This window comes from Candidatus Liberibacter africanus PTSAPSY (assembly GCF_001021085.1).
Taxonomy (GTDB): domain Bacteria; phylum Pseudomonadota; class Alphaproteobacteria; order Rhizobiales; family Rhizobiaceae; genus Liberibacter; species Liberibacter africanus.
This window is the reverse complement of sequence record NZ_CP004021.1, coordinates 1-18,253: the sequence shown is the minus strand read 5'-3', so window position 1 is coordinate 18,253 and position 18,253 is coordinate 1. Positions and strand designations below refer to the sequence as shown.

The following is an 18,253-nucleotide window of genomic DNA, read 5'->3' as shown; positions in this document are numbered from 1 at the left end:
TACATGTATTAACTTTCTGTTGATTGCTTATTATAATAATCAATGTTATTTACAGAAATAATTAAGTTATCTTGCGAATCAGTAATATTTTTATTTACCCCGTTAACCGCATCCTTAATACTTTGATTTAATCTTTCGATTATTTTAATATTAGGATCTTCCGCTTTTTCGTGTGAAGACAACCCACCTGAAATCAATAGGGCAGGAAAAATAGTTGTATATTTCAATGTTTTCATTACCCAATTCCTATACAGTAACGGAATAAAAAGTTTGTGGTTATTACAATAATTATATCTGTGATTGTGTCAATATATTTCTAAACATAAAAATGAAAAAATTATTCTGCAGTTAAGTTGATAGATATGTTTTGTAGAATTGTAGTTTTTAATTAGTAATTTTATTTTCCCTGTTTATGAAACACAATCGATGAATTAACATAGTTATAATTAATTCGATTATGCTGTTGTTTATAGGTGAGAAGGTTAGGGTGGGTATCAAAATAGTTGCGTAGAATCAACGACTCCCCATTTCAGCAATTACTAGATTCGGGTGGTATAAGCTATTGATTTTGTTTGATGACTGTAATTTTTCTTGACTGATTATGATTTTTTTTTGAAGATATCATTTTTTATTTTACGTATGAAAATTTCTTATTCTAAAATATTCATTTAAAATTTTTTATAGAAATAATAATGACCATACAGTTATTAAATATCAATTTTTTGAATATTTAGGTTACTGACTACAGTTCCACTGTCTAGGATTATTCTAAAACTTTCATCAAAGTATGCTTGTGATCTAGATAGATTGAATGAAAATAAAACTTAATCATTTAAAAATGATTGTTAAAAAAATAATAGGTAAAAATATAATACTTATTCCTTTATCCCTAATTTTTCTTTCACTATTTTTTGCACTATACTAGGGTTAGCTTTTCCCCCCGTATTTTTCATAACTTGTCCAACAAACCATCCAATTAGGTTAGGTTTTGTTTTTATTCGTGCAACATTATCGGGATTAGAATTAATTACTTCATCAACAATTTTTTCAATAGCAGAAAGGTCAGTTACTTGGCGTAATCCAAGCTCTTCCACGATTTGCTTTGGATTACCTCCTTTTTCCCATAATATATTAAAAATATCTTTTGCAATTTTTCCTGATATTGTTCCATCAATTATCAAGTCAATTAATTCTCCTAATTGATCAGGTAAGATAGGTGTCTCTTCTATATTTTTCCCCGATTTATTAAGCGCACCTAGAAGATCGTTAATAACCCAATTAGCAGAGATTTTTTGATCACGATTCGTTGCTAATTTTTCGAAATAATCTGCGATTGATTTATCAGAAACTAGGACAGAAGCATCATAAAAAGAAATACCAAATTCTTGGATAAAACGTTCTCTCTTGGCATCAGGAAGTTCTGGAAGTTGTTCTTTAATTTCGCGTATAAAACTTTCATCAATTTCTAAGGGAAGTAAGTCTGGTTCAGAAAAATAACGATAATCATGCGCGTCTTCTTTAGTGCGTAGAGAACGTGTTTCGTTTTTTGATGGATCAAATAAACGAGTTTCTTGTATAATATGTCCTCCATCTTCAAGAATGGCGATTTGGCGACGTGCTTCATATTCAATAGCATTACCTAAAAAACGAATAGAATTTACATTTTTAACTTCACAACGCGTACCCCATGCTTCTCCAGGACGACAAACAGAAACGTTGACATCAGCACGCATTGAACCTTCTTCCATATTTCCATTACAAGTTCCTAAATAACGCAATATACTGCGTAATTTAGTCAAAAATGCTTTAGCTTCCAGTGAAGAACGCATGTCTGGCTTGGTCACTATTTCCATAAGCGCTATACCAGAACGATTAAGATCAATACGAGAAACAGATGAATGCTGATCATGAATAGATTTTCCTGCATCTTGTTCTAGATGAATACGTTCTATTCCTACCTCTATTGTTTTAAATTGACCTGATTTATTTGGACCGATGGATACAAAGACTTTACCTTCTCCCACAATAGGTTCGTTATGTTGTGAAATCTGATATCCTTGTGGAAGATCTGGATAGAAATAATTTTTCCTTGCAAAAACAGAGTATTTATTAATATGAGCATTTAATCCAAGACCCGTCATAACTGCTTGTCGAACACACTCACTGTTCAATATTGGCAACATTCCTGGCATTGCCGCATCAAAAAAACTTACTTGTGTATTAGGATTAGCACCAAAGTCAACAGACGCACCTGAAAATAATTTTGAAACAACAGATAATTGAGCATGTACTTCCATTCCTATAACGACTTCCCAAGTTCCTGTCGTACCAGATATGAAAGATTCTGAATTAGTAACATGTGTATCAATTGAGACCATAATAAACCTTTAAAAACAATAATGATTACAAAAAATCATACAAGATAATAGTGCCTTACAATAAATTCAACATTTCTTAAACCATCATTGACATTAGAGAAGATGCTTATTTTATAAAAAAATATCGTTACATGAAATATTATTACCACCACTTATGAGGGCGGAAATATCCTGCTTCTTTTTCTATAACTTCTCCGACGCTAAAGAGTATATCTTCGCGAAATGGTTGTCCAATCAACTGTAACCCGAGAGGCATTTTTCTCTCGCATAAAGCTGCTGGTACTGAAATAGCTGGTAGTCCTGCCATGTTAACGGCAACTGTGAAAACATCGTTGTATATATGTTCCATGGAACCAGAGTTGTTTTCTTTTTTGCCAAGGGTAAAAGCTGATGTTGGTGTGGTTGGTGTCAGAATAACATCTACACCTTTCTCAAAAACCTCTGTAAAATCACGCTTGATAAGCGTGCGAATTTTACGAGCTCGTAAATAATGAGAATCATAACAACAAGAAGAAAGAACATAAGTACCAACCATAATACGATGCTTAACCTCTTGACCTAATCCAATAGAACGGGTTTTTTCATACATTTCGACAATGTCTTTGCTTTCTACACGTAAACCATAACGCACACCATCATAACGAGAAAGATTAGAAGAAGCTTCTGCTGGACCAATAATATAATAAGAGGGTAAAGCATATTGGGTATGAGGCAAAGATATCTCAACAATTTTTGCTCCTGCATCTTTAAGCCAAGAAATCCCTTTTTGCCATGTTTTTTCAATTGTAAGAGGCAGTTGATCAAGTCGATATTCTTTTGGAATTCCGACTGTAATTCCTTTAATAGATTTGCCAATTGCTAATTCATAGTCAGGAACGGGCAAATCAACGCATGTTGCGTCCTTTTCATCGTGTCCTGCAATTGCTTTGAGTAAAATTGCTGAATCTCTAACTGTACGAGTAATGATACCTGCTTGATCTAGAGATGGCGCAAAAGAAATGATACCCAGACGAGAACATCTACCATATGTTGGTTTTATTCCTACTGTTCCAGTAAAAGATGCAGGCTGACGAATTGATCCTCCTGTATCTGTTCCTATAGAAGCGGCACATAAAAAACTAGCGACTGCTGCAGAAGATCCTCCCGAAGATCCGCCAGGCGTAAACTTATCGGTAGAGCCATCACTTCTCCAAGGAGAAATCACAGGACCATAATAAGATGTTTCGTTGGAAGATCCCATAGCAAACTCATCCATGTTTAGTTTCCCCAACATAATGGCGCCGTTATTCCATAAATTTTGTGTAACCGTTGATTCGTACTCGGGGAGGAAACCATCAAGAATATGACTGCACGCCTGTGTGTGAATGCCTTTCGTGGCAAAGCAATCTTTAATTCCGACAGGAATTCCTTCTAAATCCCTTGAATCTCCCTTTATAATCCGCTTATTAGATTCCTCTGCGGACTCGAGAGCTTTTTGTGCAACTATTTTCACGTATGCATTAATTTTACTATTAGAACTTTCAATAGATTTAATATAAGCATCAACGAGTTCTACTGCGGAAATATCCTTTGATTTTAATCGGTCTCTAGCTTCTGAGACAGTCATGAAATTTAATTCTGACATTTCAATACAACTCCCATTATAAAATTAACCGATAAAAATTACTGTATTATTCATTACTCTACGGCTTTAGGCACGATAAAAAAATTGTTTTCAACATGGGGTGCATTTGACAGAATGGATTCTACATTACTGCTATCAGAGACCTTATCAGATCGCTGCACCATTTTTATAGGAACAACAGATACCATAGGTTCTATACCCTCAATATTAACTTCTGTAATTTTTTCTAAGATATTCAAAGTATTGTTAAGACGTGATAAAAGAATGGGTATATCTTCCTCTTTTATTGATATGCGAGAAAGATGCGCAACGCGTTTGACCTCTGCTACATCAATTAACATCTTTATGAACCTTTCATCTCAAATGTATTCCTATCACAGCGCATTACTTTACTCTAAAATATTAAATGAGGACACAGATATAAAAATTAATTATATCAAGAGTAGTAGTAATCAAGAAAATAAATCTTCGTAATATTTTTTTGTAAATATCTCAATAGTTAAAACAATTACAAAAAATTATACTCGCTATCTTCGAAGAATATCATTATAATCTAGTATGTACGTTGATTAAATTAATACGGTGAATGAAGACGAATACCTTTATTTTTTTACGTAACAAATTATAAAATACTATGCAAAAGCAGGTACTGTTCGCATGTCAATACTTCTTATTGAAGACTTGGTCAAGTCTCTTAAACCCAATCAACCTATAGCGTCTATTGATTTAGGAACAAAGAGGATTGGCATTGCTATTTCTGATCCTAGAAGAAAATTTGCATATCCTCGTCCATTTATTATGAGAAGAAAGATTACACAAACAGCATTAGAATTACTTTCTTTTGTTACTACGGAAAATATAGCAGCTTTTATCATTGGACTTCCATTGAATATGAATGGTTCCGAAGGTCCACGGGTGCACTCCACGCGTGCTTTTGTGAATAATATGATCGATAAAAAAATATGTGTGCCTTTTGTTTTTTGGGATGAACGTTTGACTACAGTATCCGCACAACAAATTTTGGCAGATATGGAAGTGTCAAGGAAAAAACGTATCCAAAAAGTCGATTCGATTGCCGCTTCTCTTATTTTACAAGAAGTTTTGGACAGGATATATTTTTTAGAGTTATCGCAAGAAACAAGCAATTCCTTGTAGTTGACACTTAATATAGATTAAGTGTGTGATATAACATTTTTTTTCTTACCCTAAACAACAAATTTTGGCAGATATGGAAGTGTCAAGGAAAAAACGTATCCAAAAAGTCGATTCGATTGCCGCTTCTCTTAATTTTACAATAAGTTTTGGACAGGATATATTTTTTAGAGTTATCGCAAGAAACAAGCAATTCCTTGTAGTTGACACTTAATATAGATTAAGCATGTGATATAACAATGTTTTTTCTTACCCTAACCACCATTTTTGATGGTCGGGATCATAAATCCTTAAGTAATACTATTGTACGAATCATTGAAAATTTTATTCACCAAAAAAGAGGCGTCATACTTTTTAATATACTGAACAAATTTTATTACAACTGATGATTTTTAAATCATGTAGGGGATAAAAATATTATTTTTTATCAAGATTCCCTGAATTTTCTTTTTCATACTTTCCAAGAGTAGATTTTGCAAAATTATATGCAATTCTTGCTCCATTTAAAGTATGTACTTTAGTATCATGAATGATTTTTTTCCATAAGACACATAATTCTGGTTTTTCATTACAAATATTTCTTGCATAATCTACTGTACTGCTTACAGCAATCACTACATCTTTTATTTCTGTTTGCATTTGATTATCTTTGGTTGTGTTTTTTAAATAAGATGGCGGATACACACTAGATAAAATTACTAAAAACATTGATATCCAAAAAATCTTTTTTGCGATAAAAAACATCTTTTTCTCAGATCCTTGCACTTTTTTAAAAAAATAGATTACACTCATTAATTATATTTGATAAACATTCTTATGTAAATTTTTTTTTTACGAACAAATTTTTAAACATATGATATCGTCTAATATTTTCATGTATCCTCCCTTTTAATGCAGGTAGTATACAAAATAATTGAATATTTATCTTCCATAATATGGTGGATCATATGAGTTGCAGTCGATGAGTGACTAGATATAGAGGAATAGCTAGTAGAGTAAGAGCCAAACTTTCTCCTCGTTGTTTCGGAGTAATGCCTAGTGTATCTATTCTTGATCTTTTTAAATTTGCATTCGATTCTTCAACAGTAACGTCGAGAGATTGTATCCGTTCCATCAGTCTTGCCATGACCGGATTTTCCTCTTATCTAACAGGTTAATTATAAAGAGCAGGAGGTAAAGGTAAAGCGTGTGTATGGGGTGTGTTGTCTCCCTTAAATTTCTTGCTGATTCAGAAGTACGTGCATTGTTATCACGATTGGGAATACTAGCCAATATATATTCTGGCAACATTAGCAAGCTAGCTGTTATTGAGGCGATCTTAAACATATTTTTCATATCCTCAATTTTTTTTACGACTTATCATTTTAATTGCATATCTATGTAACATTGCATTAAAATTTGTACCAATATCCAATTATTATATTAATTTATATGGTTAATTTTTTGTGTTAATTAAGTAATTGAAAAAAAAGGGGGATTGAAAGGGGGATATTATTGAAAACCCAAAGGCATTTTAATACTCAAAAAAGAGTGGATTTGTACTAATAAAAATGTAAGGCCAATATAATTATGATGAAAAGTAATACAAGTTGTTTATTTTATGTTAATATAGAAATAGGGCTTTCCCCTTGAGCTATCAATTGTTTTATAGTTTGATTTTTTTGTACAATAATATTATTTTTTAAAGTAAAATTACATTTATTATCATAATGATATAGCTATAATCGATGTTTTTTATATGTGGTTTTTAATTGTTTATTAATATAACATATCATTAGTGCATGACTGTAAGTAGGCATTGAGAAAAAATGTTTTAAGGAAAAATATGACATCGGTTTTTCTCAAGATATTTTTAAAAATCATCAAAAAGTTAGGGAAAATAGCTTTTTGTAATTCTGTTTTTACATCTATGATTATAGGGTATTCTTTGGTGTTTTTATGGGTATTATCTAATGCATTATGGAATCAGCAAGGAAAGCATCCTTTTCCAATTTTTATAACACGACATCTTCAATCAAAACGTATTATGTTAGGTCTCACTGGTACTGCGACGGAAGAATTACCCGATAAAGGGGTAACCTTTGTTATTGTACATGATAAGGACAATAATAAACTTTTGTTGAAGAAGTCTCCTGCTTCTAAGCAAAAACCGTCACACTAAATACATAAAGAAATACAAAAGTATAGATTTTACGATGGTATTTTAAAGCTAGCAAATACATTTATTCTTGTAAAAAAAACATTTTATCAAATAGCCCTTTGAATATCTTGTTATCATTAATGGCCATAATGTTTTTCGAATGACTTGGATATTTATTTGATTAAAATTTCTATAATTCAATATTTTATCAGAAATTATGAAATGGTAAAAATGCAAAGTATATTAAAGATATGGGAATTATTGAATAAAAATTATTTTTTATTGCTCCATAAATCTGGACTATCAAGAGGGTTGATCACAGTTATTTCTGGAAAAAATTGTTTTATTATTTCTTCTGTTTTATGAGTAAATAAGAGTTTTAAATTAGGTCCAGCATCGATAGTAAATAAATAGGGATGGATTGTTTTCGCGCATTCCATACTCTTTGCATACCTTGGATTGTTTCTTCATTTTATCAGAAATTATGCAATGGTAAAAAAATGCAAAGGATATTAAAGATATGGGAATTATTAGGTTCGGGAGGTATAATCTATTGATTTTGGTCTATTAAAATAATTATTGAATAAAATTATTTTTTATTGCCCCATAAATCTGGACTATCAAGAGGGTTGATCACAGTTATTTCTGGAAAAAATTGTTTTATTATTTCTTCTGTTTTATGAGTAAATAAGAGTTTTAAATTAGGTCCAGCATCGATAGTAAAATAAATAGGGATGGATTGTTTTCGCGCATTCCATACTCTTTGCATACCTTGGATTGTTTCTTCTTGCCAATATAAAAGAGGAGGAGATGCGCTAATCATAGTTGCGTGCATTTTTAAAGCATTTTGTTCAGAAAATTCTCCAAATTTGACAAAATCTTGATTTATAATCGCTTGTTTAATGTGTGCAAGATCTGTGGGAATTTGTTTTATCCATTGTGTAAAAAAAGGAGAACTATGACGTGTAATTTCCATCGCTTCACGCGATCCTATTTTTTTTTCTTTATTGATTATCTTTAATAGTCCAATACGTAAATCAGGCCATTGATTTTCTAATGGTATAGCAAAACTATCCATGCCATCTTGATCTGTTCCGCATATCCATTCGCAAAATCCTCTATAAAACGAGCGACAAGCACTCCCTGAACCGAGACGTGCAACACGAGATAGAGATTCATTTTTTTCGGGAATAGAATAAATTCGGAATAATGCTAAAGTTAATGCTGCAAAGCCAGAAGCAGAAGAGGCTAATCCTGCTTTAGTAGGGATATTATTGGAAGTTTCTATTAAAAAATAGGATTCTTTAAATTGACGAAAAAGATCGCAAAATTGAGTGATTCTATTAAAGAAACTACTCTGAGGAGATATTTTTTGACCATTTAGTATGATACAATCGGCATCGGAATCAATGACTGTTATATGTGTCGTTGTGCCGAGACATCCCAGACTCAAAGAAAGAGAATTGTTAAATGGCAGATTTAATTTTGAATCTCTTTTTCCCCAGTATTTACATAATGCAATGTTACTAGGAAGAAAAGCGCTTCCTGTATTCTGGATGATAGGGTTACATTCACCAATGTAACTATGTAGAATATGACGAAGTGATAGGGACAATGTGTATTCCTTTTGAATGCATGTGACAATCGATGGAGTTATAAGGAAGAGAGTGTATATTTCCTTCTCCGAGAGCAATGACACAGTCTCCTAATCCTGATCCTGAAATTTTAGAGGCTATAATATTAGGTTGTTCGCGGAGTTTCCAAACAATTTCAGAAATTTTTGGATCAGATACGCCTAATGTTTCCAATAATCCCTGCTGTTTATTCATGATCTGTGCCAATGCTTTTAAATTTTTATTACGGAGAGCATGCGCAGCTATATGACTAAGTTCTCCCATAAGAGTATAAATACTTTGATTTATTTTTTTGATTTCAGGACATTCTTTTTCTATAAGGACAATTTTTTTTAAAACCTGAGCAGTGGAGGTTTTATATCCTGAATAGACGCAATGTATAGGGAAAATAAAATCAATCTTTTCTACGCTATATTGTGGCATGCTGTAAAAAATCAATCCTCCATAAATAGAAGTAGCAAGATCAATGCCAGAGGATTTTCCTTGTGTTTTCAAAACAATCGCATGTGCTTGTGCAAGTATTTCTTTTGATGAAGGTTCTTTATGAGATTGAAGCATTAGTAGAGCTGCAGTTATAGCAACCGTAATGGCAGCAGAAGAGCCAAGACCCAATCCAGAATCAAGATCAGATATGATGTTTAAATCAAAGCCGCAAGGTGGTTTTATATGTTCAATTGCTACTAGAATAAAAGAAAATAATGGATGATTCATCATTGGAAGATCAAGAGATACACAATATTGACCTAGGGAAGAATTTATTTTTATCAGACGATCTTTGCGTAATGTCAGGGATAATTTTATTCTTTTATCAATGGCAAAAGCTAGTGCAGCGTGTTCATAGAGTACTCCATGTTCTCCTATCAGTACTAAGCTTCCTGGTGCGCTTACTTGAATTTTATATAATTTTTGTCCCATTTTTTTCCTCTTTTATTTTATAACATGTATAGCCATAGAGGGAAGATAATTCTTCTGGATTATAGCCACCTACAAGAACAAGGCCCGCATTTTCTCCTTGAACACTTCCAGCGCCTGCAATTTTTGCGGATCCTCCTTTATCCTCAATAGCATGAATGAATTGGCTGACTGATTTTGGGACGACACCAATAGATTGCAATAGAGATTGATTGATTTTTATTAAATGATATATTTTTTCTTCATCTTTTTTTTGGATACAATTCATTATTTCATTAGTAACAGAATTAAATTCGCTCCAAATATTGCTTTTTGAAAAGTGTTTTTCAACAAAAGAAATACATTCTCCTGTCGAACTGTTTGGCGTTCCTGTATTTATAGCCCACCATTCTCCTATAAGAATTTCATTTTTTATAATATGAGGAGGATTTATATATACGATTCCTCCAATTATTATTGTCGTAGGATCAACTACACCAGTTTTTCCATGTTGAAGACGTTCTATGTAACTTGTTTCAGAAATAAGTTTTTCTTTATTGCAGAAAGGTTTGTTCGTTATAGCACTTAAGGCTAAAGATACGGCAGAAATAATTGCAGAAGAAGAACCAAAACCAGCTCCTATAGGAATGGTAGAATGAATCTCTAATGATATTCCCGAAGATATATTATGGAAATGACGATTAACAATATAGATGATTAGATCATTTGGATTGGTTAAAACAGATGATATTGGAATTTTTTTTTTTGTAAAATCATGATATCGTTGATCGATTTGATTTCCAATCGAAAGACATTTTTTAAAAGAATATTCGATAGGATCTGGATTTATAATGCGGATTATCGATGGCTCAATGGTTGTGAGAGAGGCCCTTAAATAAAAAGAAATCGTCATAGCTAGCGCTGATCCTCCATATAAAGCAGAATATTCGCCGCTTAATATGACTTTGGCAGGAGAAATGCTCGTAGCACTAGAATTTTGTAACGGTTGTTTTTTCATAAATTCGTTTATGATTTTTAATTGCGCTTAAACGAAATGGACCTGTTGTTGTATGGGGTATTATACAATTCCCTTCATCAGATGGAATCATTTCTTGATGTAAATTGCAATATATTTGATAAGAAACAGGAATACGAGAGTTTATGATATATTGATGATGTTTTTTATGTGATCTTGAACGATATCCTTCTTGGACAATTCCTGAGAAAAATTCTGCCATACAACCAGAACCATAGCTAAAAAATCCTATACGTTTACCAGCAAGATTTTCTTCGCTATGATCCAATAGAGAGATCAAAGAAATATATAAAGATGCTGTATAACTATTCCCGATCAGACGATTATACAGTACAGTCATTCCGATAGCAGTTTCAATTTCAGTAGCAGAAAGATTCATATTAACAGTTTTAGATAAGTGAATATGGGCTTTTTCAGCCATGCGTGTAAAAGGTTGATGATAGCAAAAATGTTGAAATTGACTGAAATCATGGCCATTATTTTTTTTATAATCTTGCCAGGATAACTTTAAAGATTGTAGGTAAATTTTAGTGGAGTATTTCCCATCGACAAATGCTGCACTACGATAATTAGGGCGCCAAAAATCCATACAATCATTTGTATACATTCCTGTTGCATGTTCAATTTCCAAAACAGATGCTTGAGATGAGATCAGTATTGCAACTGCACCACATCCTTGTGTGGGTTCTCCGGATGAACCACGATCATATCGTGCCACATCAGAAGCTACGATAAGTACTTTGCGTTGTGGTGTTTTAGCGACTAATGCACAAGCCATATGTAACGCAAAAGTAGCACTATAGCACGCTTGTTTCAGCTCCACTACACGACAAGAAGAATTTAAACCTAAAAGATTATGAAGCCATATTGCTGCAGATTTTGATTGGTCGATGCTGCTTTCTGTTGCAAAAAATAGAGTGTTGATTAAGTTTTTATCTTGATTTTCTAATATGGGTAAAGCCGCTGCCGCTGCCATCGTAACAATATCTTCATCGGGATTTAGGACACTCATTCGCTCTTGTCCAATTCCTACATAAAATTTGGCTACGTCTACACCATTTTTTTCTGCTATCACAGATAAATCTATATACTGATTGGTGGTGTAAAAAGAAATATCTTCGATTCCAATTGCCATAAACCAAATACTCCGCTTATTGACGCCGTATAAGATCTGTATTTAGGTATAGTTCTTTCACACGTTTTATTCCTATTAAAAACATTGATATGATGAACTCTCTACGCAGGGATTCTATTAAAGAGACAACGGCTTCAGACGAATCCATAGCTGGTTTTAAAAAAGGTGCAGCCAATCCTCCTAGGGAAGCCCCTAAGATCATTGATTTTAATATGTCTAATCCATTGCGGAGACCTCCGCTAGCAATAAATTGTGCTTTATTACAGTATGGACGAGCCATTTCTAAAGCAATAGGTGTTGGAATTCCCCAATCTTGGAAAACAATACCGGTATCGCTGGGGTCGCGATGACTTTCGATTCGGCTCCAAGATGTTCCTCCTCGTCCTGCGAGATCAAAATAGCGAATCCCTGATTTTAATCCTAACTCTATATCCATAGGAGAGAGACCACATCCTACTTCTTTAAGAATTATAGGTACGTCTATTTTTGACGATAGCATATAAATTTTGGAGCTGATATTAGCAAAGTTCGTATTACCATTTGGCTGGATTGCTTCTTGCAACGGATTAAGGTGAAGAAATAATCCATCTGCTTGTAAAACATTAACGGCTTGACGTGCTTCACTAATACCAAAATCATAATTCAATTGCACTGCACCTAAATTAGAGATGAGAACTGTATTAGGAGCATATTGACGTAGGGAGAAGCTTTTAATAGCCTCATGATCAGTAAACATGACTCTTTGTGAACCGACAGCCATTGCTACTTGGGTTTTTTCCGCTGCAATAGCGAGATTACGATTAATATGCTCAATCATTTTATGATTTCCTCCTGTCATAGAAGAAATCAGCAATGGAAAAGACAATTTTTTCCCTAAAAAAGTAACGGATGGATCAACTTCATCAAGGGATATTTCTGGTAAAGCTCTATGGATTAGATGCCAATCATCAAAAAAATTTTTTTTGCGATCTACTTCAGAATCATTACATACAATGTTGATATGGTCAATTTTTCGATCATTTAGCATTTGCATGCGTCCTTTCTAGGCGCAAATGAGCTTTCATTAGTTCGCCAGGATTCGTTTGTGCTGCCATAAGAGATAATTCACCGCAGAGTACAGTTGCTGCACATATTGTTGCAAGACGACGGGCATTATCTCCATTATTCCTTTTTTGGGTGCAACCCAATGCTGTTAAATTATTTTCTATAGCAGGAATATTTTTGCCGTTTCCAACACATCCTAAAATGAGATTTGGTATTGTACAAGAAAAGTAAAGAGAATCGTTTTGCAAATTGGCATAAGTCAAACCCTGAGATCCTTCAACGATATTGGCGGCATCTTGTCCTGTTGCGAGATAGTAGGCCAACAGCATATTAGCAAAGTGGGCATTAGCCGAGCGTATACCCCCGGCTAAAATAGTTCCTATCAAATTTTTTTGCATATTAAGACGGATAATATTTTCTGGAGTAGTATGTAAATATTTTTGACATATTTCACGATTAATCGTTATTTCTGTTACAAAATTTTTTCCTCTCCCCATAATACCATTAATGGCAGTTGCTTTTTTGTCGGAGCAAATATTAGCAGAAACAGACCCATAACGTAAATAAGTCCATTGTGATAAAATCCAGTCCATGACGGCATCGGCTGCTTTGGTTACCATATTATGTCCCGAGGCATCTCCAGTAGAAAATTCAAGGCGGAGAAAAAGGAGATTGCTTGCTATTTGAGGGTGTAACTGAATAAAACGGGCAAAACGGCTTGTTTTTTCTACAATTTTTTCTAGTTCTTCTTTTCGTAGGCTTATTTCTTGGAGTGCGGTTAAAGCCATTTGTGCATTTTCAGTTTCAAAAAATATAGAACGGGTCATACGTTCATCAATGAGTGTTGCGCGTATACCATTTTGACAAAGCCTTGAGATATATGCGCCTCTTTTTACAGAGTGCCAAAGAGGATATTCGTAGGTTGCGAGAGGAACGCTTACCTCTTCTTGGATAACATTTCCTGTTATTTTAATAGGCCCGATCCAACGCATGGGCATTGATATGCTTGATATTTCTTTCATGCTAATTAGAAAATCTCTCTGTTTAATCTCTATTATTACTCTTCAACCAATCAATAGATTTGGTTTTTTATGAAATACTTTTCGCAATCGCTTAACTCCTTTTCATACCTATGGTATGGGATATCTCTATTATAGAAAAATACAATTAAATTATATGTCATTTTTTATATAATTAAGTCATTTAGTTCATAATTATTTTTTTATTTTACATTTTTAAGCGGACATTTCATCATTGTATAGATAATTCGAGTGGATATTTTTAATAATAGCAGTGTCTTTTAGTATTTTAACTAACGATGATTATGGCATAAATAAGGCATAATACACAAAAGAATATTTCTATCGTAGGAGATTTTGATTGTAATAAAGGCAAGCGACATCTCCATTGATAAGGCCATAATAACGGTATGCCAGATGGGGTAAGGATATCTGCGACTAAATGACTTACATATCCGATGATGAGCGAATCTTGAAACCCTTGATAAGATATTTTTTCTAATGGGAAAAAATAATGTATAAGCCATCCATATAAGATAACTGCGAGGATACTGTGCGTAAAACCTCGATGGTTTAATATAAAGGAAGGAAAAAAGAAAAAGGTTTTAAAACGTTGAGAAATAAATGATTTAGGATGATCAATATCTGGCAAAAGACAAGATAATAATGCGCCTGCAATCACTATACCCCATTCAGCATCTTCAAAAGATGTTGAGAGGTTTATTTTTTTGGCAAGGATAATACTTGCCAAGGCAAATATGCAATGTCCTCTAAAAGTCATTTAAATATCGCATATTCATCATTATCATTCCATATCTTCAAAAGATTTCTAGAGGTTTATTTTTTGGTAAGGATAATACTTGCCGAGGCAAATATGCAATGTCCTCTAAAAGTCATTTAAATATCGCATATTCATCATTATCATTCCATATTTCTATAAAAGGATATCAGTTGTCATTATGGGTATTGAGTATTGTGTCTTTTATCTAGAGTTTTTTACCATATTGAATATATTTTAATAGTATTATTGTTTTGTTTTCTTTACAGTCAATAAACCAGTTGGCTGGGTAATCGCGTTTTGAAAGATTTTTTTTTTAAGATGAGGAAAGTCCGGGCTCCATGAAAACTCAACGTCGGATAACGTCCGGCAAAGGTGACTTTAGGGAAAGTGCCACAGAAAATATACCGCCTTTAAATTTAAAGGTAAGGGTGAAATGGTGGGGTAAGAGCTCACCGCGTTTTTGGTAACAAAAATGGCAGGGTAAACCCCGTTGGGAGCAAGACCAAATAGGGATAGCGCGGAGTAATTTCCAGATTTGTTTTCGATCTAGCTGTCCGGGTAGGTCGCATGAGGTGCTATGTGAATAGCATACTAGATGAATGATTACCAGTTTCTCGCAGAGAAATATACAGAACCCGGCTTATAGGCCAACTGGTATTAGGGATTTTGTTGGTTGATAATTAAAGATTTTCATTATAATTTTGTTTTTCAACCTAAAATATAAAGTGGTTGGCAGTGAGATATGAATAAACGATTAATAGGAAGTATTGTAGTTCTAAGCCTTTTTGTTAATGGCGGATGGTCTCTTTGGCGTCCAAAAAACAAGACAAATATTACTGTGCCACAGGGGCAAAACAAGACACTTACAATGAATCTTGAGGGGGCAAAAAAGATACTGCAAGAAGCAGAAAGGACCCTCAAAAGAACTAAAATAGCAACACAAAAAGCACAGAAAAAAGATCTCACTTTGGAAAAGATTCTTGATGTATTAAGAAAAACTTCACGCTCTTTTATTCGTGTGCAATCAGTTCCAAATAAATTTATTATCACCGAAGAAAGGAGTATAAACAATCAATACACTAGGCTTATGAAGGAGTTTTTCAAAGAGTATAGTGAAATCTATGATCTTGCAAAAAATAAGTTATATAAATTGAATGATGCTCTTATAGAAAGATCATTGAAAGTTGAAAATAGTTTAAACGTCTCTTTAGACGGGCTTAATAAAATGATATTGCATTACCCATCTCCTGGTCTTATAGATCTGCGAGATCGGATTATTCATAATATAAACATAATTAAGAATGTCAGCGATGATCAATTTGAGCAGGATATTTCATCTGCTATAAATATGTTTAAAGATTTAGATATGTATAAGACTAAAGCTCAAGAAAGCCTTCAAAAGAAAGATTTTGATTCTGCTGCTCAGTGGCACATCAATATTATATCATCTTATGATCGTTCTGTTGAGCCTTCGCGTTCTGCTTATCGACGCTTAATACATCTTGAAGGAAACACCAGCAATCTTATCAAGAAATTGCTTTATTATAATGATATTAAGTTTTCTGCGGGTAATTTTTATAATCATGAGGGTTGTATTTTACGTGATATTGAAAGGAAATGGGCAAAAACTTTAGATGATAAAAATCGGGAAGAAATAGCTAATAATATCATCAAAGAAGCAGAAAAAAATATACAACTTGCACGACAGGAATATGATCTTCAGAACTTGGATAATGCTCATGTCTTATATGGTGTTGCATCTTACCAACTTATTCGTTCCTTGTTATACCTTGATGGTTCGGATATTAAAATATCCAAAGTAGTTGGATTGTATCGGCAGACCAGAGATTATATATCTGGAAATCGCCATGGTTTTTACATGTCTTTTCGAGATATTTTTCGCAATGTACAGGTTAGTTTGCAAAAAGCTGAATTTTTAGCTCATGAATCTCAGAAGATTTTGAAGGGTTATAAGAAGTCTAAAGGACTTTTGTTGTCTGGAGATACAGCCCACAAGATGGGTAAAGTTTCTCCACATCCTGCTGAGAAAATGGTTGCCCCAAAATAATAAGTGATTTTTTATAATAATAAATTCATTAAATAACAAAAAGTATAATACTAAGACTATCTATAAATCATTTTATATTTGTATTTAAATTCATTTATAATTATAAATTATTTATATATATCATATAAATATAATATATACTTATTATATATTAATCCTATGTCGTATTCTTTATAAAAGGAAAGTAATAGATATATAGGTTTTTATGTTTTTTTTAAAAATTAAAAGAATTTTTCATGATTTTATAGGAAGTGTAAGTATATTATCGGCTATTATATTCCCTATAATTTTAATAGTTACGGGGATAATAGTTGAATTATCGAATATATTATATGTAAAGGAAGAAATTCGGTCTATTCTTGATCGTTCTCTCTTATATACGGCATCACAAATAACAGGTGAATTGAGTAGTACAACTGCAACACCAATTGCCAGGGACGTTCAATGTAAAATAAAAGATATTTGGCAAAAAGCTTTTTACAATGAATTATACCAAAATGGTTTTGCGGAATATGTCGATGATCTGATCAATTCTACATCATTTAGCGTTGTTTCAAATTATATCAACAAATCATATAATTTAATTGCTGTTTCGCGGCATAGAGTACCGTTTAAATTTTATAATTTTGCTTCTTGGTATGCTAATAGAGTTAATAGCGGTCATAATTTAATCTTGATTACCAGTTCCTTACAAGTAAGCCTTCAAAATGACGTTGGGCTAGATATGATGATAGTTTTGGACGTTTCCCGTTCTATGATGAATTATTTATCTTCATGTAAAAAAAAGATAGATTTAGCAAAAGAATGCATTCATATAATATTAAATTCACTTAAATGCATTTCAGATGTGAAAAATGTTGTTCGTACTGGATTAGTAACATTTGCTGAAAAGATTATGGAGTCTATTCCTTTGGACTGGGGCATAAAACATCTTAAGAGGAAAATGGATAATTTTAATATGGGTTATTCTACGAACTCAACTCCTGGGTTGGAATATGCTTACAACCAAATTTTCGGCTTACAAACACAGAGAATTTTTCTCGCAGAAAATAGTTATTATAAAAAATTTATCATATTTGTGACGGATGGAGATAATAGTAGGGAGAAAGAAAATGAAAAAAGTCTATATTATTGTAATGAGGCAAAGAAAAAAGGGGCAATAATTTATTCTGTTGGTATTCGTGTCCTTAAAGCGAGAGATTTTCTTAAAAAGTGCGCTTCGCCGGATCAATTTTATTTCGTGGAAGATTCAAATTCTATGCATGATGCGTTTTTGCAAATTGGTAATGATATGACCGAAAAACGTATATGGTATGATAAGTAGAAGAGAATATTTTATTATTGATGTTTG

Annotated in this window: 18 protein-coding genes and 1 other RNA gene; 7 read left to right on the top strand and 12 right to left on the bottom strand. The window is 33.0% G+C overall.

The window, feature by feature from the left end; genetic code table 11:
• Window positions 1–8 precede the first annotated feature (8 nt).
• From G293_RS00090 to gatC, 4 genes are all read right to left on the bottom strand, one after another.
• Window positions 9–236 carry a hypothetical protein gene (locus G293_RS00090; RefSeq protein WP_047263786.1) on the bottom strand — a complete coding sequence of 76 codons (228 nt, stop codon included), beginning with the start codon at window positions 234–236 and terminating at the stop codon, window positions 9–11.
• 639 nt (window positions 237–875) lie between these two features.
• Window positions 876–2,378, bottom strand: coding sequence for an Asp-tRNA(Asn)/Glu-tRNA(Gln) amidotransferase subunit GatB (gene gatB / locus G293_RS00085; RefSeq protein ID WP_047263785.1), 1,503 nt, complete (start codon window positions 2,376–2,378; stop codon window positions 876–878).
• Between the two features lie 142 nt (window positions 2,379–2,520).
• On the bottom strand, window positions 2,521–4,002 hold the full coding sequence (gatA, locus tag G293_RS00080; RefSeq protein ID WP_047263784.1) for an Asp-tRNA(Asn)/Glu-tRNA(Gln) amidotransferase subunit GatA: 1,482 nt from the start codon (window positions 4,000–4,002) through the stop codon (window positions 2,521–2,523).
• Window positions 4,003–4,055: 53 nt separating this feature from the next.
• Window positions 4,056–4,343, bottom strand: coding sequence for an Asp-tRNA(Asn)/Glu-tRNA(Gln) amidotransferase subunit GatC (gene gatC / locus G293_RS00075; RefSeq protein ID WP_047263783.1), 288 nt, complete (start codon window positions 4,341–4,343; stop codon window positions 4,056–4,058).
• A gap of 316 nt (window positions 4,344–4,659) precedes the next feature.
• Here gatC and ruvX point away from each other — a divergent pair, with 316 nt between their 5' ends.
• Together ruvX and G293_RS05995 are read left to right on the top strand one after the other, a co-directional pair.
• Entirely contained in the window at window positions 4,660–5,157 is a 498-nt protein-coding gene (ruvX, locus tag G293_RS00070) for a Holliday junction resolvase RuvX (protein ID WP_047263782.1), read from the top strand.
• Window positions 5,158–5,236: 79 nt separating this feature from the next.
• Complete coding sequence (locus tag G293_RS05995) at window positions 5,237–5,368, top strand: hypothetical protein (RefSeq protein WP_280136107.1); 132 nt, start codon at window positions 5,237–5,239, stop codon at window positions 5,366–5,368.
• 203 nt (window positions 5,369–5,571) lie between these two features.
• On the opposite strand, the gene G293_RS00065 is transcribed toward G293_RS05995, so the two are convergent.
• Window positions 5,572–5,898 carry a DUF5330 domain-containing protein gene (locus G293_RS00065; protein ID WP_047264627.1) on the bottom strand — a complete coding sequence of 109 codons (327 nt, stop codon included), beginning with the start codon at window positions 5,896–5,898 and terminating at the stop codon, window positions 5,572–5,574.
• A 221-nt stretch (window positions 5,899–6,119) separates the two neighbouring features.
• Between G293_RS00065 and G293_RS05670 the strand changes: the two genes are divergently transcribed.
• Window positions 6,120–6,311, top strand: a complete 192-nt coding sequence (locus G293_RS05670) for a hypothetical protein (RefSeq protein ID WP_148407335.1) — start codon at window positions 6,120–6,122, stop codon at window positions 6,309–6,311.
• Between the two features lie 668 nt (window positions 6,312–6,979).
• The gene (locus G293_RS00055; protein WP_047263780.1) at window positions 6,980–7,315 is read left to right on the top strand and encodes a hypothetical protein; all 336 of its coding nucleotides are present in this window, start codon (window positions 6,980–6,982) and stop codon (window positions 7,313–7,315) included.
• Between the two features lie 568 nt (window positions 7,316–7,883).
• On the opposite strand, the gene mvaD is transcribed toward G293_RS00055, so the two are convergent.
• The 7 genes from mvaD to G293_RS00015 all read right to left on the bottom strand — a co-directional run bounded on the left by mvaD (window position 7,884) and on the right by G293_RS00015 (window position 14,834).
• Complete coding sequence (gene mvaD / locus G293_RS00045) at window positions 7,884–8,909, bottom strand: diphosphomevalonate decarboxylase (RefSeq protein ID WP_047263778.1); 1,026 nt, start codon at window positions 8,907–8,909, stop codon at window positions 7,884–7,886.
• A complete protein-coding gene (mvk, locus tag G293_RS00040; RefSeq protein ID WP_047263777.1) occupies window positions 8,878–9,843 on the bottom strand; it encodes a mevalonate kinase in 966 nt (321 codons plus the stop codon). Before mvk ends, mvaD begins: the two co-directional genes overlap by 32 nt.
• Window positions 9,824–10,837: a mevalonate kinase family protein gene (locus G293_RS00035; RefSeq protein ID WP_047263776.1), complete on the bottom strand. Its 1,014-nt coding sequence runs from the start codon at window positions 10,835–10,837 to the stop codon at window positions 9,824–9,826. The genes mvk and G293_RS00035 overlap by 20 nt, the downstream gene beginning before the upstream one ends.
• Window positions 10,809–11,990, bottom strand: a complete 1,182-nt coding sequence (locus tag G293_RS00030) for a hydroxymethylglutaryl-CoA synthase (protein ID WP_047263775.1) — start codon at window positions 11,988–11,990, stop codon at window positions 10,809–10,811. Before G293_RS00030 ends, G293_RS00035 begins: the two co-directional genes overlap by 29 nt.
• A 16-nt stretch (window positions 11,991–12,006) precedes the next feature.
• A complete protein-coding gene (fni, locus tag G293_RS00025; protein ID WP_047263774.1) occupies window positions 12,007–13,017 on the bottom strand; it encodes a type 2 isopentenyl-diphosphate Delta-isomerase in 1,011 nt (336 codons plus the stop codon).
• The gene (locus G293_RS00020; protein ID WP_047263773.1) at window positions 13,007–14,056 is read right to left on the bottom strand and encodes a hydroxymethylglutaryl-CoA reductase; all 1,050 of its coding nucleotides are present in this window, start codon (window positions 14,054–14,056) and stop codon (window positions 13,007–13,009) included. The genes fni and G293_RS00020 overlap by 11 nt, the downstream gene beginning before the upstream one ends.
• Window positions 14,057–14,342: 286 nt before the next feature.
• Window positions 14,343–14,834 (bottom strand): metal-dependent hydrolase, encoded by a 492-nt coding sequence (locus G293_RS00015; RefSeq protein ID WP_047263772.1) that lies wholly within the window; start codon window positions 14,832–14,834, stop codon window positions 14,343–14,345.
• 274 nt (window positions 14,835–15,108) lie between these two features.
• On the opposite strand from G293_RS00015, the gene rnpB reads away from it, so the two are divergent.
• The 3 genes from rnpB (at window position 15,109) to G293_RS00005 (ending at window position 18,226) form a co-directional block, all read left to right on the top strand.
• Window positions 15,109–15,493: RNase P RNA component class A (rnpB, locus tag G293_RS05495), an RNA gene on the top strand.
• An 83-nt stretch (window positions 15,494–15,576) separates the two neighbouring features.
• Window positions 15,577–16,902 (top strand): hypothetical protein, encoded by a 1,326-nt coding sequence (locus G293_RS00010; protein WP_047263771.1) that lies wholly within the window; start codon window positions 15,577–15,579, stop codon window positions 16,900–16,902.
• A 205-nt stretch (window positions 16,903–17,107) separates the two neighbouring features.
• Window positions 17,108–18,226, top strand: coding sequence for a TadE/TadG family type IV pilus assembly protein (locus G293_RS00005; RefSeq protein WP_047263770.1), 1,119 nt, complete (start codon window positions 17,108–17,110; stop codon window positions 18,224–18,226).
• Window positions 18,227–18,253: the final 27 nt, after the last annotated feature.

Coding starts and splice junctions, on each gene's coding strand:
- G293_RS00090 (WP_047263786.1), bottom strand. CDS start 236: ATGAAAACATTGAAATATACAACTATTTTTCCTGCCCTATTGATTTCA.
- gatB (WP_047263785.1), bottom strand. CDS start 2,378: ATGGTCTCAATTGATACACATGTTACTAATTCAGAATCTTTCATATCT.
- gatA (WP_047263784.1), bottom strand. CDS start 4,002: ATGTCAGAATTAAATTTCATGACTGTCTCAGAAGCTAGAGACCGATTA.
- gatC (WP_047263783.1), bottom strand. CDS start 4,343: ATGTTAATTGATGTAGCAGAGGTCAAACGCGTTGCGCATCTTTCTCGC.
- ruvX (WP_047263782.1), top strand. CDS start 4,660: ATGTCAATACTTCTTATTGAAGACTTGGTCAAGTCTCTTAAACCCAAT.
- G293_RS00065 (WP_047264627.1), bottom strand. CDS start 5,898: ATGTTTTTTATCGCAAAAAAGATTTTTTGGATATCAATGTTTTTAGTA.
- G293_RS00055 (WP_047263780.1), top strand. CDS start 6,980: ATGACATCGGTTTTTCTCAAGATATTTTTAAAAATCATCAAAAAGTTA.
- mvk (WP_047263777.1), bottom strand. CDS start 9,843: ATGGGACAAAAATTATATAAAATTCAAGTAAGCGCACCAGGAAGCTTA.
- G293_RS00035 (WP_047263776.1), bottom strand. CDS start 10,837: ATGAAAAAACAACCGTTACAAAATTCTAGTGCTACGAGCATTTCTCCT.
- G293_RS00030 (WP_047263775.1), bottom strand. CDS start 11,990: ATGGCAATTGGAATCGAAGATATTTCTTTTTACACCACCAATCAGTAT.
- fni (WP_047263774.1), bottom strand. CDS start 13,017: ATGCTAAATGATCGAAAAATTGACCATATCAACATTGTATGTAATGAT.
- G293_RS00020 (WP_047263773.1), bottom strand. CDS start 14,056: ATGAAAGAAATATCAAGCATATCAATGCCCATGCGTTGGATCGGGCCT.
- G293_RS00015 (WP_047263772.1), bottom strand. CDS start 14,834: ATGACTTTTAGAGGACATTGCATATTTGCCTTGGCAAGTATTATCCTT.
- G293_RS00010 (WP_047263771.1), top strand. CDS start 15,577: ATGAATAAACGATTAATAGGAAGTATTGTAGTTCTAAGCCTTTTTGTT.
- G293_RS00005 (WP_047263770.1), top strand. CDS start 17,108: ATGTTTTTTTTAAAAATTAAAAGAATTTTTCATGATTTTATAGGAAGT.